Source organism: Cognatundibacterium rivi (assembly GCF_018139565.1).
GTDB classification, from domain to species: Bacteria; Pseudomonadota; Gammaproteobacteria; order Burkholderiales; family Burkholderiaceae_D; genus Undibacterium; species Undibacterium rivi.
In genome coordinates this window covers 203,759-228,877 of record NZ_JAGSPK010000006.1, presented here as the reverse complement: position 1 = coordinate 228,877, position 25,119 = coordinate 203,759, and the positions used below count along the sequence as shown (strand labels likewise).

General features: G+C 51.1%; 18 protein-coding genes. 16 read left to right on the top strand and 2 right to left on the bottom strand.

Translation table 11 applies throughout. The features are described 5' to 3' along the window. Positions 1–110: 110 nt before the first annotated feature. Positions 111–3,692 carry an indolepyruvate ferredoxin oxidoreductase family protein gene (locus tag KDM87_RS16055; RefSeq protein ID WP_212680137.1) on the bottom strand — a complete coding sequence of 1,194 codons (3,582 nt, stop codon included), beginning with the start codon at positions 3,690–3,692 and terminating at the stop codon, positions 111–113. Between the two features lie 322 nt (positions 3,693–4,014). On the opposite strand from KDM87_RS16055, the gene KDM87_RS16050 reads away from it, so the two are divergent. The 7 genes from KDM87_RS16050 (at position 4,015) to KDM87_RS16020 (ending at position 12,933) form a co-directional block, all read left to right on the top strand. Next, positions 4,015–6,351, top strand: coding sequence for a methyl-accepting chemotaxis protein (locus KDM87_RS16050; protein ID WP_212680136.1), 2,337 nt, complete (start codon positions 4,015–4,017; stop codon positions 6,349–6,351). A gap of 50 nt (positions 6,352–6,401) precedes the next feature. Continuing rightward, positions 6,402–7,253, top strand: coding sequence for a diaminopimelate epimerase (gene dapF / locus KDM87_RS16045; protein ID WP_212680135.1), 852 nt, complete (start codon positions 6,402–6,404; stop codon positions 7,251–7,253). A gap of 8 nt (positions 7,254–7,261) precedes the next feature. Continuing rightward, entirely contained in the window at positions 7,262–7,921 is a 660-nt protein-coding gene (locus KDM87_RS16040; protein WP_408058752.1) for a DUF484 family protein, read from the top strand. A gap of 26 nt (positions 7,922–7,947) precedes the next feature. Continuing rightward, a complete protein-coding gene (gene xerC, locus KDM87_RS16035; RefSeq protein WP_212680134.1) occupies positions 7,948–8,898 on the top strand; it encodes a tyrosine recombinase XerC in 951 nt (316 codons plus the stop codon). A 281-nt stretch (positions 8,899–9,179) separates the two neighbouring features. Continuing rightward, positions 9,180–10,628, top strand: coding sequence for an alkaline phosphatase (locus tag KDM87_RS16030; RefSeq protein ID WP_212680133.1), 1,449 nt, complete (start codon positions 9,180–9,182; stop codon positions 10,626–10,628). A 33-nt stretch (positions 10,629–10,661) separates the two neighbouring features. After that, positions 10,662–12,068 (top strand): alkaline phosphatase, encoded by a 1,407-nt coding sequence (locus tag KDM87_RS16025; protein ID WP_212680132.1) that lies wholly within the window; start codon positions 10,662–10,664, stop codon positions 12,066–12,068. A 124-nt stretch (positions 12,069–12,192) separates the two neighbouring features. Further along, positions 12,193–12,933: a hypothetical protein gene (locus tag KDM87_RS16020; RefSeq protein WP_212680131.1), complete on the top strand. Its 741-nt coding sequence runs from the start codon at positions 12,193–12,195 to the stop codon at positions 12,931–12,933. Positions 12,934–13,173: 240 nt separating this feature from the next. On the opposite strand, the gene KDM87_RS16015 is transcribed toward KDM87_RS16020, so the two are convergent. Continuing rightward, entirely contained in the window at positions 13,174–15,141 is a 1,968-nt protein-coding gene (locus tag KDM87_RS16015; RefSeq protein WP_212680130.1) for a PhoX family protein, read from the bottom strand. 283 nt (positions 15,142–15,424) lie between these two features. Between KDM87_RS16015 and KDM87_RS16010 the strand changes: the two genes are divergently transcribed. From KDM87_RS16010 to KDM87_RS15970, 9 genes are all read left to right on the top strand, one after another. Next, positions 15,425–15,916: a Fur family transcriptional regulator gene (locus KDM87_RS16010; RefSeq protein WP_212680129.1), complete on the top strand. Its 492-nt coding sequence runs from the start codon at positions 15,425–15,427 to the stop codon at positions 15,914–15,916. A 17-nt stretch (positions 15,917–15,933) separates the two neighbouring features. After that, entirely contained in the window at positions 15,934–16,989 is a 1,056-nt protein-coding gene (locus tag KDM87_RS16005) for a CobW family GTP-binding protein (RefSeq protein ID WP_212680128.1), read from the top strand. Positions 16,990–17,196: 207 nt separating this feature from the next. Continuing rightward, the gene (gene dksA, locus KDM87_RS16000) at positions 17,197–17,601 is read left to right on the top strand and encodes an RNA polymerase-binding protein DksA (protein ID WP_186884601.1); all 405 of its coding nucleotides are present in this window, start codon (positions 17,197–17,199) and stop codon (positions 17,599–17,601) included. A gap of 223 nt (positions 17,602–17,824) precedes the next feature. Next, positions 17,825–18,199, top strand: coding sequence for a hypothetical protein (locus KDM87_RS15995; protein WP_212680127.1), 375 nt, complete (start codon positions 17,825–17,827; stop codon positions 18,197–18,199). Between the two features lie 110 nt (positions 18,200–18,309). Beyond that, positions 18,310–20,304: a TonB-dependent receptor gene (locus tag KDM87_RS15990; RefSeq protein ID WP_212680126.1), complete on the top strand. Its 1,995-nt coding sequence runs from the start codon at positions 18,310–18,312 to the stop codon at positions 20,302–20,304. Between the two features lie 259 nt (positions 20,305–20,563). After that, a complete protein-coding gene (locus tag KDM87_RS15985; RefSeq protein ID WP_212680125.1) occupies positions 20,564–21,991 on the top strand; it encodes an STAS domain-containing protein in 1,428 nt (475 codons plus the stop codon). 251 nt (positions 21,992–22,242) lie between these two features. Beyond that, positions 22,243–22,779, top strand: a complete 537-nt coding sequence (gene hslV / locus KDM87_RS15980) for an ATP-dependent protease subunit HslV (RefSeq protein WP_212680124.1) — start codon at positions 22,243–22,245, stop codon at positions 22,777–22,779. Positions 22,780–22,848: 69 nt separating this feature from the next. Further along, positions 22,849–24,189 (top strand): ATP-dependent protease ATPase subunit HslU, encoded by a 1,341-nt coding sequence (hslU, locus tag KDM87_RS15975; RefSeq protein ID WP_212680123.1) that lies wholly within the window; start codon positions 22,849–22,851, stop codon positions 24,187–24,189. A 292-nt stretch (positions 24,190–24,481) separates the two neighbouring features. Beyond that, positions 24,482–24,997: a GAF domain-containing protein gene (locus KDM87_RS15970; protein ID WP_212680122.1), complete on the top strand. Its 516-nt coding sequence runs from the start codon at positions 24,482–24,484 to the stop codon at positions 24,995–24,997. Positions 24,998–25,119: the final 122 nt, after the last annotated feature.

Genomic DNA, 25,119 nt, shown 5'->3' with positions numbered 1-25,119 from the left:
TCCTTTGAATGTCGGGTGCATTGTAAAGCAGAGCGCTGGTATCCGGCTTTTACGGATGAAGAAATAAAAAATGGCCGACTGACGTCGACCATTTTTTTATATCACCAGCATTACGCTGCTTTTTGCGGTACCGCGACCGTATTAAATTCCGCCAGCAATGTCGCTTGTTTATTTTTAGCAGCAAGCAAATGACGTTCTTTGACATGACCGTAACCGCGGATATCTTCGGGCACACTGGCAACCGCAACCGCACTGGCGAGATTGCCCGCATTCAGCAAAGGCAGCAGTTGCTGTATCGTCTGTTTGTATTCAATCACCAGCGCACGTTCGGTTCTGCGTTCTGCTGTATATCCAAACACATCGAACATACTGCCACGCAAAGATTTCATCTTCGCCAGCACACCGAATACTTTCATCATCCACGGTCCATAATGCTGCTTGATCAGGTGTCCCTGAGCATCGTGTTTGGCAAACAGCGGCGGCGCGAGATGGAAATGCACTGCGTAATCGCCCTCAAACATATCGGCAATTTTTTTCTGGAACTTGCCATCGGTATACAAACGTGCGACCTCGTATTCGTCTTTGTACGCCATCAGTTTGAACAGATATTTCGCCACGGCTTCGGTCAGACGTAATGACTTACCATCGGCAATTGCAACCTCGGTCGCTTTGACTTTATTCACAAAGTCACTGTATTGCAAGGCGTAAGCAGCATCCTGATAATCCGTCAGGAAAGCAATCCGTTTGGTAATAATGTCATCCAGTGTCGGTGCGCGTTTCAGCTCAACCACCTGCGCCGGAGCCACCAGTTTCTTCACTGCCGCCAGATCATGCGCTGCGATACGTCCCCAGTTAAATGCCTGCTTGTTGAAATCAATCGCAACACCATTGAGCTCAATCGCACGCATCAACCCAGCCTCACTCAAAGGCACACAGCCTTTTTGCCATGCAAAACCCAGCATGAACATATTCGAGGCAATGTTATCGCCCATCAGTGCCGTTGCCATCCGTGTGGCATCAACCATATCGACGCGGTCTTCACCACAAGAGTGACGGATTTCCGCTTCCGCACTCTCACCCGGGAAAGTCCAGTCCGGATTTTTAATGAATGTCGAGGTCGGTGAAATAGAGGAATTGACGACCGCACGGGTACGCCCTTCGCCCATACGCGATAAGGCATCACGGCTGGCTGTCACAACTTCGTCGCAACCGATCACCAGATCCGCCATGCCGGTACCGACACGGGTGGAATGCAGGTCACCGGCATTGTCCGCAAGACGCACATGCGACATCACCGCGCCGCCTTTTTGCGCCAGGCCAGTGATATCGAGTACCGAGCATGCCTTGCCTTCGAGATGCGCGGCCATCGCCATGATCTGACCAATCGTAATCACACCAGTGCCGCCGATACCGGTGACCAGCACATTCAGGGGTTCTTGTGTGGCCGGTAAAGCCGGTGCAGGCAAGCTGGCAACATCGAGCGCTGTGCCTTGTTCCACTTTGGCCTTTGCCGGTTTTTTCAGCTTGCCACCTTCGACGGTGACGAAGCTTGGACAGAAACCGTTCACACAAGAATAATCCTTGTTGCACGACGATTGATTGATCTGACGCTTGCGCCCGAATTCGGTTTCCAGCGGTTCAACCGACAGACAATTTGATTGCACCGAACAATCACCGCAACCTTCACAGACAGCTTCATTGATCACAGCGCGTTTGGCCGGATCAGGGAAACCTGGCTTGCCATCTTTGTCAAATTTTTTCCGGCGGCGACGCTTTTCAGACGCGCAGGTCTGATCGTAAATCATCGCGGAGACGCCTTCGATTTCACGCAACTCGCGCTGTACCGCATCGAGTTCGCTGCGATGACGCACAGTAACGCCGGGAGCCCAGTTGTAATTGGCCGGATATTTTTCCGGCTCATCGGTCACAACGATAATCGGGGTCACGCCTTCTGCTGCAATCTGGCGTGAAATCATGCCGGGGTCCAGCGGGCCGTCAAATTCCTGACCTCCCGTCATCGCCACGGCGTCGTTAAACAAAATTTTGTAGGTGATATTCACATGCCCGGCAACCGCTGCACGTATCGCTAGCAAGCCGGAGTGAAAATAGGTACCGTCGCCCAGATTACTGAACACATGCTTTTCATTCGTGAACGGCGCCTGACCTACCCAGGTCACGCCTTCACCACCCATGTGACTGAAGATCGTCGATTCACGGTTCATCCAGGTCACCATGTAATGGCAACCGATACCGGCTAAAGCGCGACTACCTTCCGGTAATTTGGTCGAGGTATTGTGTGGGCAACCTGAACAGAAATGCGGAACGCGATCTTTGTTGGGATCAGGCTTAGCGGCGACATTCAGCATTGCCTCTTTCGCTTCCAGATAAGCGACGCGCTGTTTGACGCGTTGCTCGACCGGATGGCCGGAAAAATACTTGGTGATACGGGATGCAATCGCGCGGGCGATCTGCGCCGGGCTCAGTTCATACGTCGCCGGCAGCAGCCAGTCGCCATGACCGCTATGATCGAGATCGCTCCATTCGCCAGTGTCGTCAAACTTGCCGACCACGCGTGGACGCACATCATCCTGCCAGTTGTACAGCTCTTCTTTGAGCGCATATTCGAGAATCTGACGCTTCTCTTCGACCACCAGAATTTCATCCAGACCTTTGGCAAATTCGCGCACACCCTGCGATTCCAGCGGCCATGTCATGCCGATTTTATACAGACGGATACCAATGTCGGCGGCTGCCTGCTCATCGATGCCAAGATCGGCCAGTGCCTGACGGGTATCGAGATACGACTTACCTGCGGTGATAATACCGACTCTGGCACGCGGACTATCCCAGATAATCTGATTCAGTTTATTCGCGCGTGCATACGCTAATGCACCGTACCATTTGTAATTGATCATGCGCGACTCTTGCGCGAGTACAGGATCGGGCGTGCGTATGCTGATACCATCAGCAGGCATCTGGAAATCACCAGGAATAATCGGCTTGATCCGTTCAGGATCGATATCGACGGAAGCACCGGATTCGACTACTTCGGTCACACATTTCATCGAGACCCAGAGACCGGTGTAGCGCGACAGCGCAATACCATGCAGACCGTAATCCAGATACTCCTGCACCGACGATGGATATAACACCGGAATACCGCAGGCTTTCAGAATGTGTTCGGACTGATGTGCCGCGGTAGAGGATTTTGCGGCGTGGTCATCACCGGCAATCACCAGTACACCACCATGTTTCGATGTGCCGGCCAGATTCGCATGTTTAAACACGTCGCCGCAGCGATCAACACCCGGGCCTTTGCCGTACCACATCGCAAACACGCCGTCGTATTTCGCTCCCGGGAACAGATTCACCTGTTGCGTTCCCCATACCGAGGTGGCGGCCAGATCTTCATTCACGCCGGGATGAAATTTAACGTGCGCTTTTTCCAGATATTTTTTTGCTTTACTGGCGGTCAGATCGACGTTGCCCAAAGGCGAACCGCGATAACCGGTGATAAAACCAGCGGTATTGAGTCCGGCTTTTTCATCGGCCTGCCGCTGCAACATCATCAGGCGTAATAATGCCTGGGTGCCGGTCATAAAAGCGCGTCCGCGCTCCAGCGTGAATTTATCGTCGAGGGAAATAGAATTATCGATCAGCGCCTGCTGCTCGGGTCTGAGAGGTGCATTCATGGGGTCTCCGTGCTTTTTTTGTATGGCATTGGTATTTGCCACTAATCAGAATCACCTTGTGAGTGAATCATATACTTTTTAATTCTGGTCGCACATTAGCATGCAGTATGGTACGTCCCCATGCACAGTCACGCACAAAAACACCAGTACAGTACGACTGACAGTGAAACAAAGTGTACTGGTTCCTGAGGGAAACAATATAGCCTGTTTTTTAAGCTATTATCTATATTGCTGTTATTGTTGTTTTTCCATTCAAGACAATATTCTGCCGATGCTTTTCTGGGAAAATGCAAGAGCGCTTTTAATCCAACGAAAAAAAACTATGCCTGCCTCAAGAGACAAACTGCTGTCCACGCTCATGCGGCCAAGCGCCGCTGTGATGAGTAAGCTCAGCTTGCGTACCAAACTGCTGTCGATGTTTATCGTCTTAATGCTGCCGACGCTGCTACTGGTTATGTACATGCTGTCGAAAATGCAGACGGATGTTGAAATCGCACAAAATGAGCTGAGTGGCATACGGATTAATCGTCAGGTCATGGATGTGATGATCCAGACACAAAAGCATCGTGGTCAGGTCAATCTGAAATTATCAGGCGGGAACATTGATGCCGATCTGGCGACAACCAGAAAAGCCTTGTCGGATAGTCTGTCGCGACTGAGTCAGGAAATCGTCACTAACCCCGAATTCAAGCTCGCAGATAGCTGGAAACCGCTGGAAACCGAATTACGCCAATTGGCTGCCGGGCAGATCGCAGAAACGTCCGCCGCGAGTCTTGCTCAGCACACCAGTCTGATTGCTAAAATTCAGGATTTCTCTTTGTATGCGAGTGAACGTAGTGGCTTATTTTTTGACCCCGAAGCTGCCACTTATTTCCTGATGGATGCCGCCATCATCAAAATTCCCACCTGGATAGAACAAGTAGCCCTGCTGCGGGGTCTGGGTGCGGGTTATATCAAATCCGGTACCATCGATTTTTCCGGTAAAGCCGCCATCGTCTCACGCCTTGGCGCTTTACAGACGGCAATCAAGTCCGTCAACGATCTGGAACAACAACTGAAACGGGCAGGCGAAGTCGTCCCTACCGAGCAGCAGGCCAGCATCAAAGCGAGTGAGGAATTCGCCGTACTGGCAAAACAGAATTTGCTGGGAGAGAACGTCAGCGGTGACGCCAGCAGTTATTTCGAACAAGGGACGCAGGCCATCGAAAAAACCGTCAAGCTGCAGCAGCAATTGCATCAGCGACTGACAGATCTGCTCAGCGAACGCGTGGCAAAGCAAAGTTTCCGCAGAAATCTGATCTTTGCCATTCTGGTGTTTTTATTTTTGACGGTGTCTTACCTGTTATTGGGATTTTATCGCGGCTTTATGCAGGCGCTGCACGCCGTACGTGAATCTGCATTGTCGGTCTCTTCCGGTGACCTGACCAAACAAATTCATATCGACGGCAAAGATGAACTGGCGGAAACCGGCAACACTCTGGAGACAATGAATCTGAACCTGTCGGGGCTGGTTGCGAATGTCCGCACGAATGCGAGCAAGGTATCGCAACTCGGACAGAATCTGGCCAACGATATCGGTGATCTGGCAGTCAGAACCGAACAGCAGGCGTCCAGCCTCGAAGAAACAACGGCGAGTGTCGAAGACCTGTCGGTAACGGTAAAAAAAAATGCTGAAAGCGCCCGCGAAGTAGATCATCTGGCCTCGAATCTGAGTCAGATTGCGGCCTCAAGTGGCGACGCGATGCACGCCGCGGTAACGTCTATGCAGGGCATACAGCAAAGTGCGCTGAAGATGCATGAAATCATCACCATGATCGATGGCATCGCGTTTCAAACCAATATACTCGCGCTCAACGCAGCGGTCGAAGCAGCACGCGCCGGTGAACAAGGGCGCGGCTTTGCAGTGGTCGCAACCGAAGTCCGCAGTCTGGCGCAGCGCAGCGCCGAGGCAGCAAAGCAAATCCGTGATCTGATCGATCAATCGGTACATCAGGTCAAACATGGCGTCGGTCAGATCAACGATGTCAACACCACACTGAATAACATCGTCGCTGGCATACGCGATCTGGCGGGTAATATTAACGAAATATCCAGCGCATCGGATGAGCAAAGCAATGGTCTGGCGCAAATTTCTGAAGCACTGAAGCATCTCGATGAAATCACACAAAGCAACGGCGGCATGGCAGAACAGGCACGCAGCACAGCAATTCATCTGGAACAGCGTGCCGCCTATCTGACCAAAGCCGTCGCCAGCTTCCACCTCAGGCAGGGCACGGCCGACGAAGCCTATCTGATGGTAAAGAAAGCGATCGAGCTGTTTCAACGTAAAGGCAGGGCTGCATTAGCAGAAATCACCGGCGATAAAGACCACTACTTCAGCCACAAAGACATGTATGTGTTTGCCTTCAACCGGGATGGCCAGTATCTGGCATTTGGCGGCAATGCAGAAAAACTGAAGCTGAATCTGTTCCATCTGACTGGCCTCGACGGCCGCAAGCTGGTCGCTGATGCATTCAACCTGCCGCCCTCCGGCGGCTGGGTCGATTACACCATCCTGAATCCGGTCTCGAATAAGGTCGAAGGTAAAACCTCGTATATCGAAGCAGTGACCAGCGACATTGTTTTGGGTTGCGGCGTATATAAAGTCGACGGCAGCTAAATCACGGCATCGGGTGCATCATCGCGCTTATCCCGCGATATAATGCATCCATGAAACTCAAATTCACCAAAATGCATGGCGCCGGCAATGATTTTGTCGTGATCGATGCGATTAATCAGCCGATACAATTCACCCGCGAACAGTGGCAGCACATCGCTGATCGCCGCTTTGGCATCGGTGCAGATCAGATTCTGGTCGTCGAAAAATCCGACACGCCGGATGTTGATTTCCGCTATCGCATTTATAACGCCGATGGCGGCGAAGTCGAGCAATGCGGTAATGGCTCACGCGCTTTCGTGCGCTTTGTCATTGAGAAAAAACTCACCGACAAATCGACCATCCGTGTTGAAACCATGTCCGGCATCATTGCTCCACGCATGGAAAACGATGGCAGCATCACCGTTGATATGGGTGCGCCGATACTGGAACCGGCAAAAATTCCTTTCGACAACTCCGGGCTGACGGCGATTCCTGAAGCCGATGATATGCTGTGGCCGCTCGATGTGAATGGCAAAACAGTGGCGATTTCTGTGGTTTCGATGGGCAATCCCCACGCGGTACAAGTGGTCGATAATGCAGAGACCTTTCCGGTCGCGGCCGATGGCCCTGTCATCGAACATCATCTGCGTTTTCCGAAACGCGTAAATGCGGGTTTTATGCAAATTAAGGATCGCCATCATATCCGCTTGCGCGTGTATGAACGCGGTGCGGGTGAGACGCTGGCCTGCGGTACTGGCGCCTGCGCGGCAGTCGTCGCCGGTATACGGCGCGGCTTGCTCGACAGCCCGGTGCGCGTCACCACTCATGGCGGCGAACTCTCTATCGCGTGGCAAGGCGAAGGCAGCTCTGTTATGCTCAGCGGCCCGGCAGTCACGGTCTTCGAAGGCGAAATTAATCTCTGATCAATGTAATGAATTCAACTGACATCGCAACCTACCTGATCCAGAATCCGGATTTTTTTGAAGAGCACGCAGAATTACTGAGTGCGGTCAAACTGACGAGCCCGGTGATGGGTCGTACCATTTCTCTGCAAGAACGACAAATGGAAGTCGTGCGTGAAAAGTATCGCGCGCTGGAACTCAGATTGTCCGAATTAATGCGGATCGCGGAAGAAAATCACGACATCAGCCAAAAGTTTCAGGCATGGACGCGTGCCCTGCTGCTGGCGCGCAATGATGTCGATCTGCCGTTTGTTCTGACGCAGGGTTTGCAGGATATCTTCCAACTGCCGCACGCCACCTTGCGCCTGTGGAATGTCGCACCTGAGTTTTCTCACACCTGGTTTGCGGCACCCGCCAGTGAAGATGCCATTCTGTTCGCGAAAGGTCTGACGACGCCGTTTTGCGGTCCGAATCAGGATTTTGAAGCAGCCAGCTGGATAGAAACCAGCGCACCGGTGCAATCCATCGCGATGCTGCCGCTGCGTCTGTCGCCAACATCACCGGCCTTTGGTTTGCTGGTACTGGGTTCGCCTGATCCGGCGCGCTACACCAAAAACATGGCTACCGATTTTCTGGTCAACATCGCCGATACCAGCAGCGCGGCATTGACCTGTCTGATCGATATTTAATTCACTGACGCCAGACCGGAGTCGCTATGGCAACGCCAGCTCACCTGCCGGAAACGACTGCCGCTGGCGACAATTTGCTGCATGCGTATCTGGAAGTTTTGCGCAGTCAGCGCCAGTTGTCGCCGCACACGATCAGTGGTTATGCGCTCGATTTGCGGGAACTGCAGCAATATGCCGGCGCGCAGGCTATCGCAGAACTGAGCGCAGCGCACATCCGCCGCTGCACATCCAAACTCCATGCCCAAGGTTTAAATGCCCGCAGCATCGCACGCAAACTGTCGAGCTGGCGCGGCTTTTACCGCTGGCTGATGGAACAGCACGACCTGAGCAGCAACCCGGTCGAAGGCATACGCGCTCCGAAAAAAAGTAAGCCTTTACCCAAAGCGCTTGGTGCCGATGATGCCGTGCGTCTGGTGTCGCATCGCGGCGGTGACGAGGCCACGCCACGCGCAAATCGCGCCATGTTTGAACTCTTGTATTCGAGTGGTTTGCGCGTTTCCGAATTGGTCGGCCTGGATGTCGCCGCGGTACAAGAGCCGGGCTATGCGTCAGCGGGCTGGATCGATCTGGATCAGGGCGAGGTACACGTGACCGGTAAAGGTAACAAACCACGCATCGTACCGGTCGGCGCGCCAGCGCTGGAAGCTGTACGTGACTGGCTGGCCATCCGCGGCAGTCTGGTCAAAGCCGATCCGCATCCGCTGTTTCTGAGCGAGCGCGGGACGCGGATTTCGGCACGTCTGGTGCAGTTGCGCATCAAAGCTCATGCACAAAGTCTGGATATACCTGCCAACGTGCATCCACACATGCTGCGTCATTCCTTTGCATCACATGTATTGCAATCGTCCGGCGATTTACGCGCGGTACAGGAAATGCTGGGGCACAGCTCGATTGCCGCAACGCAGGTGTACACCTCGCTCGATTTTCAGCATCTGGCGACAGTCTATGATCAGGCCCATCCGCGCGCCAAGAAATAGCATACTCCCCCTCATTTTCATGATTTCACCCTTGATGTCCTTATAAAATAAGGGCTTCAAAATATACTCCCCCCAGTATATTTTGAGCCTATTTCATCAAAAATCATGATTTCTGGCATCTGTACCGCTCAGCAGCACGCCTGCGACTTCCTCATCTTTTCAGCAAAATGAAGAAAACGATGCTGAATACAACAGTCCGCTTCATTCTCAGCCAGGGTCACTGACAGGTAATAATGCCTTGTTACATTGGGATACTTTTAACCCCCTCTGGACGAACGAAAATGAAATTCAAGCCTCTTTACGTCGCTGTTCTCGGCGCCGCACTTACTCTCTCGGTCACTGGTTGCGGCACCAGCACAAACGATCCGGCACCAGTTGCAGACGCACCGAAAAATGTGATCTTTTTCCTGGGCGACGGCATGGGCATGACGACCATGACAGCAGCGCGTATTTACTCTGTCGGTGAAGATGGCGAACTGACTATGGATACCTTGCCAGAAACCGCTTTCGTTAAAACCTTCTCGAACGATGCCCAGGTTACTGACAGCGCACCGTCGATGTCGGCTTATATGACTGGCGTCAAAATGAATAATGAAGTGATCTCCATGTCGCCGGACACCATTGCAGTTGATCCTATCGCTGATGCGAACGGCAACAAACTCGGAAATAACTGCGGTACTAAAAATGGCAGCAGCGTACCGACCTTACTGGAACTGGCGAAAGCCAAAGGTTTATCCACTGGCGTCGTCACAACCACCCGCGTTACCCACGCGACACCAGCGGCAACCTACTCCCATATCTGCCACCGCGATCTGGAAAATGATATTGCTGCTGCCGCCGTTCCTGGCGGCACCGGCTACAACACAGCGCTGGGCACAACAGGTCTGGACGTATTGATGGGTGGCGGTCTGCAATTCTTCACACCATCCAAAAATGGCGGCAAACGTGCTGATGGCCGCGATTTAGTCGCTGAAATGAAAGCGAAAAACTACGCCTACGCCAGCAATGCGACCGAATTCAATGCGATTGACGGCACCAAAACAGATCGCCTGCTTGGCCTGTTCACTTCCAGCCATATGAGCTACGACCTGGATCGTGATCCAGCGAAAGAACCAAGCCTGGCGGACATGACGACCAAAGCGATGGACGTGTTAGCGAAAAATTCCAAGGGCTATTTCCTGATGGTGGAAGGCGGCCGGATTGACCACGCTTTGCATGAAACAACTGCCAAGAAAGCATTGCAAGACACAGTGGCATTCGATAACGCAATCAAAGCTGCGATTGCCAAAGCGAAGATCAGCGATCCTGATCTGAAAAACACGCTCATCGTGGTTACTGCTGACCATGACCATACGCTGGTACTGAACGGCTACGCGAAACGTACCGGCAAAACCGCCAGCGGTAATCCGGGTGTGCTCGGCGTGGTGAAAAACTACGTGACTGGCGCAGTCGAAAAAGATCTGGATGGTGCACCGTATTCGATTATCGGTTTCGGTAACGGCGAAAACCGTACACAAGGCAGCCGCAGCAGCATGATCAGTCTCGATGAAACCACAACCAGCGCCAATACCTACCATCAGGAAGCGGTGGTACGCGTGGCAGCCGGCAGCGAAACACACGGCGGTACTGACGTATTCCTCGGTGCGATTGGTAAAGGCGCCGATACTTTCCTCGGTACGATCGATAACACCAAAGTCTTCGGTCTGGTGAAATCGGCCTCTGGCTTGTGATTATTCAACATTGTTGAGAACGGATAACTGATTATGAAACGCACACTTTTAGCCGCCACACTGGCGATGACTTTTGCCAATGCCGCAAATGCTGCAGGCGAAGCAAAAAATATTATTTTCTTTTTGGGCGACGGCATGGGCCCGTCAACGATCACCGCATCGCGTATCTTTAAATACGGTGAAGATGGCAGCCTGAATATGGATAAGCTGGAACGCACGGCCCGTATCAAAACTTACTCTAACGATGCGCAGACGACCGACAGCGCACCATCGATGGCCGCCTACATGACAGGCGTGAAGATGAATAACGAAGTCATCTCCATGTCTGCCGACACCGTTGCGACGAATCCTGGCAAAGATGCGAATGGCAATCTGGGTATCAACAATTGCGCCGCGACAGGTAATGGCACTTCTGTACCAACCATACTGGAACTGGCAAAAGCCAAAGGCAAAGCAGTTGGCTCGATCACCACTACCGAACTGACACATGCAACACCAGCCGCAACCTATTCACATATCTGTAATCGCAACGCGCAATACGCGATTGCTGCGCAGGCAGTGCCAGGTGGCGCAGGTTATAACAGCGCCTTGCTGGATGGTGTGGATGTGCTGATGGGTGGCGGCCGCAACCATTTCCTGCCTTACGATGCAAGCACCAGCGCTGGCAAATCAGGCCGTGCCGATGGCCGCAATCTGCTGAATGAATTCGCAGCCAAAGGCTACACCGTTGCTGCGACTAAAGCGGACATGCTGGCAGCGCCGACGAATAAAAAATTCATCGGTTTGTACAGCAGTAAAAGCCATCTGGAATATGAACTCGACCGTACTGCAACACCACCAGTTGGCGAAGGCGCGAATCAACCTAGCCTGGCGGAAATGACGACCAAAGCCATGGATATTCTGTCGCAGAATTCGAATGGCTATTTCCTGATGGTCGAAGGCGGCCGTATTGACCACGCCCTGCACGGTACAAACGCAAAGCGCGCACTGACAGACACCATCGCATTTGATGATGCAGTGAAAGCCGCTCTGGATAAAGCAAAACTGACAGATCCGACACTGGCGAATACATTGATCGTAGTCACAGCAGATCATGACCATACACTGGCATTCAATGGCTACGGCAAACGCGGCAATCCGATTCTGGACATCAACCGCGGCTACCGCGACGGCAAGCCAAGTCTCGATGCCGATGGTAATACCTACACCACACTCGTATTCGGTAATGGTCCTAACCGTCCTAACCTGCGTACGAATCTGGACAGTGCAACCGTATTGGCCGATAACTACTTGCAAGAAACCGGCGTGCGTCTGGCCAGTGAAACGCATGGTGGCGGTGACGTGAAATTGTTTGCCACCGGTGCAGGTGCAAAAGCATTCAAAGGCACACTAGATAACACTAAAGTATTCACACTGCTGAAATCAGCTTACGGCTTCTGATTGAACCGTCGCTGAGTTTAAAAAAAACCAGAGGGTGCTGCCCTCTGGTTTTTTCATCTTTACGGCGATCCGCGCAGATCGCCTGATATTGCAATCTTCACGAGCACGAAAGTCTTATTTAAAAATGAAATTCATCTATCTTATCGCCGCACTGGCTCTGTCCGTCAGCCAATTTGCAATGGCAACGCCAGCGACGCCTGAGACGGCAGCGCCGGATCTGGATATCCGGATACAAAATTACAGCCGGGTGTTAACGCCAGAAGGCGTGACGCGCGAAGCACGTTACGAAGAAACCTTGTTACGTCGCGCGAAACATGTCTGGATCGCCCGCGTTTTACCAGCCGGCATGCATGACCACGCCGATGGCGATCATGCTGATGAGAAGACAAACAAGAAAAATAATTCCGGCAGCGCGAAAGAAGCCAAGCACAAACACTTCAATCATGTGGTGCTGCCCCGCCATGTGTTCCAGGAAAATAATAAAACCCAGATCGAATTCGTGAACACGAAAGATAAAGAAATTATCGCGATCCCGGTTTCCGAATACGACAATGTGAATTTTGACGGTTCATGGGAAAACGCGTTTTATCTGCTTGATCCTAAACTCGTCAAAGCCATGTCACTATCAAAAAAAGCATCAACCGTCAGCGGCGCGCAATGGCGTGAGCGCGAAATGAATGGCAATTTCCAAAGAGTATTGTGGGATGAGCAAAAACAAATTCCGTTGATCATCGAAAGCGGTGATAAAGCTGGCACTTTCTTCCGGCGCGTCGACGTCAAACTACAAGCTCCGCTCAGCACTAAGCTGCCATGGCAAAATTTAAAAGGCTATGCGCAAAAAGAATACGCGGATTTTCTTGATTGATACGCAGATCAAGCGCTGCAACGAGCGCTCGTTTTCAGATGCGCGCTCAAACACAAATATCAGATACTCCCCGCTCCTGCGCCATGAATACCGCTGATGTCCTTATAAAATAAGGGCTTTAAAATATACTCCCCCCCAGTATATTTGGACGTAAAAAAGGGCAGAATCATCTGCCCTTTTTCATTCAAACCTGTGTCGCGCTTCCGGCCAGATCTGCGCCGGAAGTACGTTCATCAGAACTTATTTCGCCAGCTTGACGCTGCTGACATCGGCAGTCAGATAGCCCACCGCAGAAGCGAAACGATCTTTGTAGTTCGCACGCACCAACGGATCGAGTGTAGGCTTAACGATATTGTGGATGCTGCCCCAGTCGCCAGCGTGCTGGAAATTGCTGGTGATGTAGGTCCAGCCATTCAGATTATCGACCACCGACAAACCAGTTGCTTCGGCACCGGCAGGCATAGATGCCACGCGAGTCAGTTTTTTGGTGTCGACGTTGTAAGCCCACAGGAAGTTATTCACGTGATAGCTGCTGTCTTCACCGATAAACAAGGTGCGCAGTTTTTCTGAGAATTTCAGATTATCCGGTGCGCCGATTTTGTCCGGATTCGCTGTATTGCCCAACGCATCCGCCGCAATATCTTCACCGATCAGCAAGGTCTTGGTGACCGTTGGCACCCATTCACTGTTGATCGCCGCACCAGACGTATCTTTCTGACCACCTGCCAATGTATGCGCCAGAATACCACCAGCGTTCAAGGCTTTTTCCAGAGTCACGCCGAATGCTTCGTTCCAGGCCGCATTACCGCGCACCATGGAACTTTGCATGTTTTGCAAAGCAGAATAAGCGATCTTGTCTTTCGCATTGACTGTCGTGCCTTCAAGTTTCGTCAAGGCCATACTGCCGCCCATCATCGCTGCATAACGATGAGTTTCGAGGAAGGCCGCTGCTTTTTCCATACCAGCTTTGACGCGTACCCACTGGATTTTGCCGCTGATATAGATCTTGGTGTAAGTCGCATCTTTAGGATCGGTATTGCTCACATCCATGATGTCAGTTGGTTTCAGCTTGTTTGCCAATGCTTCGATTTCTGCGCTGGTCGCGGAGCCGAGTTTAATCCAGCTCAGTGACGCGCCTGCGGCTGCCGGATCAAGCGAGAAGCCAGGGCCGATTTTAGCCACATACAAAGACCCAGAAGACAGGTCTTTTTCTTTATCTGCCACGAAGATGAACAAGCCACCATTCGTTGCATCATCACCCATTAATGCCGTGCGGTTATCCGGGAAAACCTGAATCAGCTCATGCGAAATACGACCCATGCAGTAGTGTTTTTTGATCGAACCGGTGCCGTCAGGATTGACCGTGACTTCTGGCAAATGACCATAGTGATAGGGATTTGCTTTCGTTGCGTCGCCAAACAAATTAGTGCTGTATGCGGCGAACATCGAGTTCGAAGCAATAGTGAACGCATCTGGCTCATACTCTTCGCTCGACAGATGGGTATCCCAAGGCGACAAGCTGGCACCACAGGTAATCCACAAACCATTCACTTTAGAAGTGTCGACGTTATGGTATTTCACCAGACTTAATTTACCGGTCGCCTGATCCTGATCCAGCGTCAGGACAGCGATAGGTGAAGGCAATTTGCCGTACATATCGGTTTTGCCATCTTGCGCCCAGGTTGTGTATTCGAACTGCACCACCGCAAATACTGCTTTGCCTTTGATGCCTGTTACGGTCGGATTCGGCAACGACAACAGGGAAGTGCCATCCGGCGAATCTGAGAAGTATTGACGTTCTTTGCCCGCAACGGTCGCATCAATAATCGGCTTGTTATTGATGTCGTAGTAACCACCGGCCAACACTGTGCCGCCGTTACCGTTCGATACCATGTCACCAGTCAGGAAAAAAGGCTGATAGGCCAGTTTGTAGGTTTGTGTGGAGTTGTCGCTAAACGTGACATTCAGGCTGGAAGCCACTGTCGTCGTTGCCATCGCAGCGGCATTCGTCAATGTTGGCGCAGCCATTGCAGTGAAATCTGCCGAAACAAAATTCGCCACAGGAGCAGCTGGAGCTGCAGCAACCGTTGAACTGCCACCACAGGCAGACAGCAGCGACGCAGTGGACATCGCACCGAGCGGCAACAACGGTGCGCCAGCGAGGAATTTTAATGCCTTGCGGCGACCGATTTGAGGTTGATCTGACATGAGTAGAATTCCAGAATAATTGACGTCAAAACGCGGGCATCAGCGATGCACGGCGCACAAATTTAGTAAGAATCCGGGACGCAGAACGAGACGCATCAGCGGATTCACCGCTGCGCAGTTTAAAAAGTAAATATGACAAGAATATGAATAGAGACACTGCCGTGATCGCGCGACGTCTGTCTGACGTTGTTTTGATCAGACGCACTTTTGCAACTGAATTGCATTTTCAGGCATAATGCCAGCTTGCTTTGCTTACTATTGCTTATTTTTTTCTGCATTCGATATGAAATCTGCGCATCACAGCCACACTGTCAACGATCAGGCACAAGCCTCGGACTTGTTGCGGGCCAGCGGCGTCCGCGTTACGGATGCGAGGCTCGGCGTGTTGTCTGTGTTGCTGGATACCAAGCGTGCGTTGTCGCATCTGGAAGTGCAAGATGCGCTGCCGGAGATGGACAGAGTCACCTTGTACCGTGCACTGGATTGTCTGACGGAAGCCGGTCTGACACATAAAATTTCGGGCGACGACCGGGTGTTCCGTTACAGCACGGGCAGCGAACAATCAGCCGACTCGAAAAGCGGTGTGACGCAGCATCAGCATGGCCATTTTAAATGTACCCGCTGCGCCCGCGTGTTTTGTCTCGACGATGCAGAACAACCAGCGTCTTTACGCGAGCAATTGCAAGCAACCCTGCAGGCAACGCTGGGACGTGGTTTTCAAAGTCATGACATCGAGCTGACCATCAAAGGCTGGTGTGCTGACTGTTCCAATTAACTTTTCTTTCTGACGCTATGGCACTGATTCCAACCACCATACTTACCGGCTTTCTGGGCGCGGGAAAAACGACGCTGCTCAACCGCATACTGCAGGAAAACCACGGCTACAAAATCGCCGTGATCGAAAATGAATTCGGTCAGGAAAATATCGATAATGAAATTCTGGTACAGGACAGCAATGAACAAATCGTTGAGATGAACAATGGCTGTATCTGTTGCACTGTGCGCGGCGATCTGATCATCGCACTCAGTAAGCTGATACAACAAAAAAACGAAGGCAAGATAGCTTTCGACCGTGTGATTATCGAAACCACAGGTCTGGCCAATCCTGGCCCGGTTGCACAAACTTTTTTCGTTGATGAAGAAGTCGGCACCTATTACATGCTCGATGCGGTCGTCACCGTGGTTGATGCGCGTCACGGTATGCTGCAACTCGATGAGCATGAAGAAGCGCAGCGTCAGGTGGGTTTTGCCGACAAGATTTTGCTGTCGAAGACCGATCTGGCTGATGCGAAACAACTGGCGAGTCTGCGCTCACGTCTGATGCATATCAATCCGCGTGCGCCTATCAGCACTGTCGATTTCGGTAACATTGCCATTGCTGAAGTGCTGGATCTGAAAGGCTTCAACCTGAATGCAAAACTGGATCTCGATCCCGATTTTTTAAGTGAAGAAGAACATTCACACGAACACCACGGCGAACACTGCGATGAACATTGCACACATGAACACGGGCACGAACATGCGCATAATCATCATCACGCCCATCATTCTGACGATATCGCCGCATTTGTGTTTAAAAGCACACGCCCATTCAATACCGGACAGCTTGACGAATTTTTAGGTGGATTGGTGCAGGTTTTCGGCCCGCGCATGCTGCGTTATAAAGGCGTGCTGTACATGCAAGGTGCCGACCGTAAGGTGATCTTCCAGGGGGTACATCAGATCATGGGAACCGATGTCGGCGCGAAATGGGGGGATGAAGAAACAAAAGAAAGCAAAATGGTGTTTATTGGCAAAAATCTACCAAAAGACATATTTATTCAAGGTCTGGAGCATTGTTTAGTATAAACTGTCGGGCTACTGATATCAGGCATTGTCTGTTGTGCAAGTGGCATGAGTAAAAATGCTGCTTTTCATATCAGTAAGGGGAGGATAAATTATCTGAAAACTTCATCGTTTCAGACTTTTTCTATGTGTTAACCCGTTGTATCGAAAGTAAGCGAAGTGGCAACTAAATCATCTAAATCGACTGCTACAGTCAGCGCCCCCGAAGCCCTGCTCACCGAGGAACAAATCCTCGCGATGGGAGAGAAGGACTATATGAACGCTGCACAACTGGCATTTTTCAAGGCCCGTTTGCAACAGCTTGAAAAGGATTTATTGAAGAATGCCGACGAAACTACCGAGCATCTTCGCGAAACCGTATTAGTTCCCGATCCGGCAGACCGTGCCACGATCGAAGAAGAACATGCGCTTGAGTTACGTACCCGTGACCGCGAACGCAAATTGCTGAAAAAAGTTCAGCAATCCATCGCCAGCATCGATGAAGGTGACTACGGCTGGTGCGAAGAAACAGGCGAACCTATCGGCGTTCCGCGCTTATTGGCACGTCCGACAGCAACGCTGTCTCTCGAAGCGCAGCAACGACGCGAAATGAAACAAAAACTGTACGGTGATTAATTCCACTGTCACAAAAAAGCGTTAAAGTAAAAAGCGTGTGATCAGTTACACGCTTTTTTTACTCAAGGAACTGCAACAGTGTTGCACTAATAAGGAACTTTGTAGATATTCAGCTATCCAAGCCGCGTCTTGCACCAGCCAATCAAGGAAAGAACGTTGGCTTTTTGCAACACAATGGTTAACACAATGTTTATAGCAATATTCGGTTAAGTTTTAGATATCAATGAGCTCCTCTTATCCATTCAGACACAGACACAGCAGCCACTGGCTGTTGTGTCTGCTGCTGCCCGCATTATTGCTGGCGCAATGGGTCAGTCTTTCTCATAAACTTGCGCACGCGGGCTGGCCCGGCGGCAAGGCGCAAGTCACCGCGCTCAGCAACAGTTACACGTTCTGGCAGGTCACTTCAGATTCCGACGAAAGAGCCTTGCACTCCTGCGCCTTATTTGACGCAACCGTTGCTGCGGATTATCTCGACGCCAAAGTGCCGGCACTTCCGGTCATCGATACAACAGACTTCATTAACACCTTTGCCGCCAATATCGTCTGGCTGGCCAGCATACAGCTCTCATTCTCTTCACGCGCCCCGCCTTTCTGAAGCATTGAAAATCTCAGCCGGAATTCAATTTCACCCGGCACTCAGCTCGTTTTTTCAGATCGCTCTTCTGAGTGGTCTGCTTTGTTCATTTTCATGTTTCAGGAAAAATCATGCAATTTCACCGCACCATTGCCGCAGCCGCCGTCCTCTCCGCACTGGCTCATTGCAACGCCAACGCACAAGCAATCAATACCGTCACCGTCACCTCTAACCCACTGGGAAATGGCGAAGACATGCAAGTACTGACACCGGCGAAAATACTGTCCGGCCCTGAGCTTCGCGCAAAAATCGGCACCTCACTCGGTGAAACGCTGGGCAATGAGCTCGGTGTCTCCGCCTCAGGATTTGGCGCAGGCGCATCGCGACCTATCATTCGCGGTCTGGAAGGCCCTCGGGTAAAAATTCTGCAAAATGGTATGGGCGTTGCCGACGTCTCCAGCCTGTCAAACGATCACGCCGTCGCCAGTGAAAGCTCGACCGCACAACAAATCGAAATTTTGCGCGGTCCGGCGGCTTTGCTGTACGGGAGCGGTGCCATCGGTGGTCTGATCAACGTGATCGACAATCGCATTCCCACCGTATTAAATAAAAAAATCACTGGTGAAGCGGAGCTCAGATACGGCACAGTGAATCAGGAAAAAAGTGGTTCATTCTCGGTGGATGGTGCCAGCGGCAATATAGGCTTACATGTTGACGGCAACAGCCGCGAAACCGGCAATTATGATATCCCGGGTAAAGCAAACCTTTCAGATCCCGCCTCAGCAGATGGCAAACTGCCCTCCAGTTTCACTCGTTCAAATAGCCTCGCTGCCGGCGCATCACTGATCCAGTCGTGGGGTTATCTGGGTGCAGCGGTGCAAACGCTGAACGATCATTACGGCATCCCAACTGCAGAAAAATCCTTTATCGATCTGCGGCAGAACAGACTTGATCTGGAAGGCCAGCTCAACTCGCCACTATCAGGTTTTGACAGTCTGAAATTTAAACTCAGCGGCACCGATTATCAGCACACCGAAAAAGCAGAAGACGGTTCCCCGGTCACAAACTTTAAAAACAAAATGCTGGAGAGTCGCATCGTCCTGTCGCACGCGAACTGGTCCGGCTGGCAAGGCAGTTGGGGTCTGCAGACGGAACAGACCAAATTTTCCGCATTGTCGGCTGCAAGTGGCCGCGCAGATACGGTTCCTTCGACAAAATCCACCTCAGTTGCCGCATTCGCGCTGGAACAACGTCAGTTCGGCGATGTTCTTGGCAGCGCAGGTGTACGCCTGGAAAATGTCAGCCGTGAACCGGATGAAATCAGTGCACTCGCTCACAGAAACTTCAATCTGTATTCTGCGTCTGCCGGTGGTCTATGGCAATTTACTCCCGGCTATAGCGCCGGTCTGAGTTTCTCACTCGCACAACGCGCTCCGGCAACAGAGGAATTGTATTCAGCAGGTCCGCACGAATCGACGGCGACGTTCGATATCGGCAATATCAACATGAAAAAAGAGATTTCGCATAATCTCGAATTTACCCTGCAAAAAACTACCGGATTGCTGCGATGGAAGTTGAATACATTTATTAATCAAGTCGACAACTACATCTATGGCCATACTGATGGCACCAAAGTAAATGGGGAAGGTATCGCTCAGGCGGACGCTGAATTCACTTTGCGCAACTGGTCACAGGCGTCGGCAAAGATTCGCGGTGGTGAAGCAGAAATCAGTTATAACCACCTGGGAGAAGGATTTTCTGCGCGTGCCTTTGCCGATATCTCGCGCGGTACACTGACAGATCTCGGAAACTTACCTTTGCAACCAGCCACACGCGTTGGTTTCGATTTGGGCTTCAAACAAGGGGCTTGGCGCACATCGTTGAATATCCTGCATGCACAACGTCAGGACAGACTGGCCAGTTTTGAAGATTACGTCACTCCTTCGTACACCAGAGCAGATGCCAACCTGAGTTACTCTCATCCATATCAAGGTCAACAAATTACCTGGTTCCTGATGGCCAGAAATTTACTGAATCAGGATATACGCTTGTCCACGTCGATATTAAGAGATAGTGTTCCACAACCAGGCAGAAGCTTTATCGCCGGAGTCAGAACCAGTTTTTAATTTCTACCTTGTTACGAAATGTAAAATTAAATTTACACGGATAGCATAGTTAAAGGCGAAATGGAGGCTAAATGCCTCCATTTTTGTGTATATGAGCTTAATATGCTAACTTCTCTAAAATATTCTAGAAAAACTGACTTTTATAAAAAATAAAACATTGTTAAGTCGGAAAAGCGCAGCTTACTATTTACGCTCAATTAAGAATATACTTAGCAAGTACAGATTTCACTCGTTTAAGACGTATTTTTTTAGGAATAGTGTGGGGATTTTTTCTCTTTTCGGTAAAAAAGGTGGCAAAAAAGAAGATCGCTCCACCGAGAAATCTTCTTCCAGAAAAGCTCGCTCTAAATCTGGTAACACTGTTATTACAGGTTTCCATGACAGCGAGCTTTTCAGCAATTCTGTCATTGCTCAGCGCCACGTCGCTCGTGCTACTGAACGAAAAATTGATGCCATAGAATTTGAAATGTCGCGCGACATCGTTAAGACGCGCCCTCCGGTCATCACCAAAACCGATATTTCAAAAAAACTCGGCAACAGCAAATTTGATCTTACCGAACACACACAACCCCTGACAAATCGTGGTCCTGTCGCAGATTTTCAAACAACGCTGCCAATGCCAATGCCGTCAGATTATCTGCTCGGACACAACACAGAAATTCCAGGGTCAGCACTCGCCTATAGCGAATCCGTACCGGTTCTCGAAGAAGCCGCTATTTTGTTTGCAAGCGGACAAAATGAAGTGGCAGAGCAAATGCTGGACGCCGCCGTACATCACCAACATCTGGGACTGGCGACCGAAATAGGCTGGCAGATGCTGTTTGATTTATACCGGATCACGAATAATCAGCATAAGTTTGAAAGCCTCTCGCTCGATTACGCTAACAAATTTGAAACCTCACCTCCGCTGTGGCCTGAAAATACACCGCAGCCGGAAGCCGAATCGCATCCTAAGGATGCGTCCCGGCCTAGCATACTTTTCCCGGTAAAACTTGACGCCACCATTGTCAAAATACTGGAAAAAATTAATATTGCGAGCGCAAAAAGTCCTAGCCTGCGTCTGGATTTCTCGAAAATTAAAGAAGTTGATCCTGTCGGCTGTGGTTTGCTGTTACGGACACTCAAAAATCTGAAAAAGACCGGGCATGATCTGATGCTGGTCGGCGCACAAAGCCTGACAGATAAAATTCGCGCCATTCTGCAGGTCGGGCGGCGTGATGAGACAGAAGCACCGTGGCTGCTGTTATTAGAAATTCTGCAATTGCTGCACTTTGAAAAAGCATTCGAAGAAGCCAGCATGGATTACTGCATCACGTTTGAAGTGTCTCCACCATCATTCGAAGCACCTCAGAATAATGTTACCGATGCCTTCCCAGAACTCAATCATGAAGAGGAAGAAGAACCTTCTGATCGTTTCTTCATGCCTGCAATGGTGGATGGCAGCGTCGACGCACTGGTCAAAAAAATCGCGGAGCAAGCGGCACAGCAGCAGCCTCTGATCATCGACTGCTCGAAACTTGACCGCGTGGAATTCAGCGCCTCCGCTGAATTATTGAATGGCCTGGCGCCCATCGTCGGCAAACCCGGCGTGACTATCCGGTTTGAAGAAGTGAATTATCTGGTCATGATGTTATTTAACGCGATGGGTTTAAAAAATATCGCCAGCATCTCACTGCGTAAGCACTAGACTTCTTGTAATTCTGCCGACACACCCCATTTTCTTTCTGGTTCCGATGCGCCATCGCGTGTGTGTTGTCGCTTTTTATTCTTGCGCCTATCTGCAATCTGTCTGACAAAGACGATTTTCAAATAAGTATAGCGGTAGCAAGCACTCACGTAACAAGATCCGCTCAGTACGCAGTCTCGTTCTGCTTCTATCTCTGCTGGCGCTAGCCTGCGAAGCTTCGCGACATAGTTTCAACCATTTATGAGGTCCTTATGGAACAATTTCACGGCACCACCATCCTGACGGTACGGCGCGGCAATGTCGTCGCCCTCGGTGGCGATGGTCAGGTCACCCTTGGCAATATCGTTATGAAAGGTACAGCGCGCAAAGTACGTAAGCTGTATCACAATAAAGTTCTGGCGGGTTTCGCCGGTGGCACTGCAGATGCTTTCACATTAATCGAGCGCTTTGAATCCAAACTGGAAAAACATCAGGGACATCTGATGCGCGCATCCGTCGAGCTCGCCAAAGACTGGCGTACTGATCGCATGCTGCGTCGGCTGGAAGCCATGCTGCTGGTTGCTGACAAAGACACGACCCTGGTCATCACCGGTAATGGTGACGTACTCGAACCAAACCAGGGCATAGGTGCGATCGGCTCTGGCGGCACGTTTGCACAATCAGCCGCGATTGCGCTGTTTGAAAATACCGATTTATCGCCAGTCGACATCGTCAAGAAGTCGCTGACGATTGCAGGCGAATTGTGTATCTATACCAATTTGTCGCACACCATAGAAACCCTGGAATAATTTTGATTCACCATGCCTGATGTACGCCAACGGCGCCGGCATGGATTTGAGAAGCAGATAGGAAACAGCATGAATATGACTCCGCAAGAGATCGTCTCTGAACTCGATAAACACGTGGTCGGTCAGGCCAAAGCAAAACGGGCAGTCGCGATTGCCCTGCGCAATCGCTGGCGTCGCCAGCAGGTCGAAGAACCTTTGCGCCACGAAATCACACCCAAAAACATACTGATGATAGGCCCGACAGGCGTCGGTAAAACTGAGATCGCCCGTCGTCTCGCAAAACTGGCGGATGCTCCTTTCATTAAAATTGAAGCGACTAAATTTACCGAAGTCGGTTACGTCGGGCGCGACGTCGATACCATCATCCGCGATCTGGTCGATATCGGTATCAAGCAGACGCGCGAAGCTGCGACCCGTAAAGTACGGCTGCGCGCGGAAGATGCGGCAGAAGACCGCATTCTCGATATTTTATTGCCACCAGCACGCGACTTCGGCATTCATCCTGAAGGCAGTGAAGCTGCACCAGCCGCTGACAATACAACCCGTCAGACTTTCCGCAAACGTCTGCGTGAAGGCGCGCTCGACGACAAAGAAATTGAACTGGAAGTGGCGGAGGCGGTCACCCACATGGAAATCATGGCACCGCCGGGCATGGAAGAAATGACCGAGCAGATTAAAACCATGTTCTCTGGCATGGGCAATGGCCGCAAGAAAACCCGTAAGCTGAAAATCAAAGAAGCATTCAAATTGCTGATAGAAGAAGAAGCGGCAAAACTGGTCAACGAAGAAGAATTGAAACAGGACGCGATCAGAAACGTTGAGCAAAACGGTATCGTTTTTCTGGATGAAATCGACAAAATTGCATCGCGCTCAGAAACTGGCGGTGCCGAAGTTTCACGCGCTGGTGTGCAACGTGATTTGCTGCCGCTGGTTGAAGGCACGACGGTGAATACCAAATATGGCATGATCAAAACCGATCACATTTTGTTTATTGCTTCCGGCGCATTCCATCTCGCCAAACCGTCCGATCTGATCCCGGAATTGCAAGGCCGCTTCCCTATCCGCGTCGAACTTGAATCCTTATCGATTGCCGATTTTGAACGCATCCTGACCAGCACCGACGCTTGCCTGACACGTCAGTATCAGGCCTTGCTGGCAACCGAAGATGTTGCCGTGGACTTCACACCGGAAGGCGTGGAAAAACTTGCCAGCATTGCTTATTCCGTCAATGAAACGACCGAAAATATCGGCGCGCGCCGCTTGTATACCGTGATGGAAAAGCTGCTGGAAGAGATCTCGTATGCAGCACACGAAAATACCGGAAAAGTGGTGACGATCGATGCGGCCTATGTGGAAGAACGACTCGGCGCCTTATCGGTGAATGAAGATTTGTCGCGCTACGTGCTGTAAGCGGCGTAACGAATCATTCTGCGAGGCTCAACATGGCAAACAAGGCACTGGCAACACGGCAGCGTATGCAATTCCGTGTTGAACCTTCGCAGGCTGGCAGACACTTACCGCCTCATCATACTCCCAGACCGGCGCCGGTAAAGTCCAGGACAAATCCGGTACCAGTTGCGGCAAAAAACAAAAGCCGGACTCAACGCTCAGGCTGAATACAGCCTGAGTTTTTTGATCAACGTCACCTGACTGCCCGACCAACAGCAAGTCGGGACAACATTTTATTTCAAGAGAAAACACCATGTTTGAAACATCCGCTGCCAGCGAAAAACCAGATTACGCTTTGCTGGTAAAACAGATCCGTAGCATTTTGGTGGGCGAGCGCAATCTGAGCACCAATGCGTCGCAATTTTCAGCCTTTATTTATCACAGCCTGACGGGATTAAACTGGGCCGGGTTTTACCTCTGTACACCGGCCAAAAACCCGACGACAGAATTTCCACATGATTTACTGGTCGGGCCGTTTCAGGGCAAAGTTGCCTGCGCACGCATTCCGTTTAAGCGTGGCGTCTGCGGTACTGCGGCAGCGGAAAAACGTACCGTGCTGGTACCTGACGTACATGCGTTTCCCGGCCATATTGCGTGTGATTCCGCATCGAATTCGGAGATCGTGATTCCTGTGATGGTGAACGGCCAGGTCGCCGGTGTATTTGATATCGACAGCCCGCATCTGAACCGTTTTTCAGCGGAAGATCAGCAAGGGTTGGAAGCACTGCTCGCGGAATTCATCAGCGCTACCGATTTTCCCGTGCTCTGATCGGTCGCTAAGAGTCGCGCGTGCATGGGGCAAGTTAATGATCTATGCACATTTGACAACACGATAGTGGCAAAGCGGCATGGCTGGCTTTATACTGGACTCTTACCACCAGCCGGAGCCCG

Bases quoted from the DNA above. Each gene is read 5' to 3' on its own strand.
- KDM87_RS16050 (WP_212680136.1), top strand. From the start codon at position 4,015: ATGCCTGCCTCAAGAGACAAACTGCTGTCCACGCTCATGCGGCCAAGC.
- KDM87_RS15995 (WP_212680127.1), top strand. From the start codon at position 17,825: ATGAGCTCCTCTTATCCATTCAGACACAGACACAGCAGCCACTGGCTG.
- KDM87_RS16010 (WP_212680129.1), top strand. From the start codon at position 15,425: ATGAAATCTGCGCATCACAGCCACACTGTCAACGATCAGGCACAAGCC.
- KDM87_RS16025 (WP_212680132.1), top strand. From the start codon at position 10,662: ATGAAACGCACACTTTTAGCCGCCACACTGGCGATGACTTTTGCCAAT.
- KDM87_RS16005 (WP_212680128.1), top strand. From the start codon at position 15,934: ATGGCACTGATTCCAACCACCATACTTACCGGCTTTCTGGGCGCGGGA.
- hslU (WP_212680123.1), top strand. From the start codon at position 22,849: ATGAATATGACTCCGCAAGAGATCGTCTCTGAACTCGATAAACACGTG.
- KDM87_RS16020 (WP_212680131.1), top strand. From the start codon at position 12,193: ATGAAATTCATCTATCTTATCGCCGCACTGGCTCTGTCCGTCAGCCAA.
- KDM87_RS16015 (WP_212680130.1), bottom strand. From the start codon at position 15,141: ATGTCAGATCAACCTCAAATCGGTCGCCGCAAGGCATTAAAATTCCTC.
- KDM87_RS16040 (WP_408058752.1), top strand. From the start codon at position 7,262: ATGAATTCAACTGACATCGCAACCTACCTGATCCAGAATCCGGATTTT.
- dapF (WP_212680135.1), top strand. From the start codon at position 6,402: ATGAAACTCAAATTCACCAAAATGCATGGCGCCGGCAATGATTTTGTC.
- KDM87_RS16055 (WP_212680137.1), bottom strand. From the start codon at position 3,692: ATGAATGCACCTCTCAGACCCGAGCAGCAGGCGCTGATCGATAATTCT.
- KDM87_RS16030 (WP_212680133.1), top strand. From the start codon at position 9,180: ATGAAATTCAAGCCTCTTTACGTCGCTGTTCTCGGCGCCGCACTTACT.
- hslV (WP_212680124.1), top strand. From the start codon at position 22,243: ATGGAACAATTTCACGGCACCACCATCCTGACGGTACGGCGCGGCAAT.
- KDM87_RS15990 (WP_212680126.1), top strand. From the start codon at position 18,310: ATGCAATTTCACCGCACCATTGCCGCAGCCGCCGTCCTCTCCGCACTG.
- KDM87_RS15970 (WP_212680122.1), top strand. From the start codon at position 24,482: ATGTTTGAAACATCCGCTGCCAGCGAAAAACCAGATTACGCTTTGCTG.
- xerC (WP_212680134.1), top strand. From the start codon at position 7,948: ATGGCAACGCCAGCTCACCTGCCGGAAACGACTGCCGCTGGCGACAAT.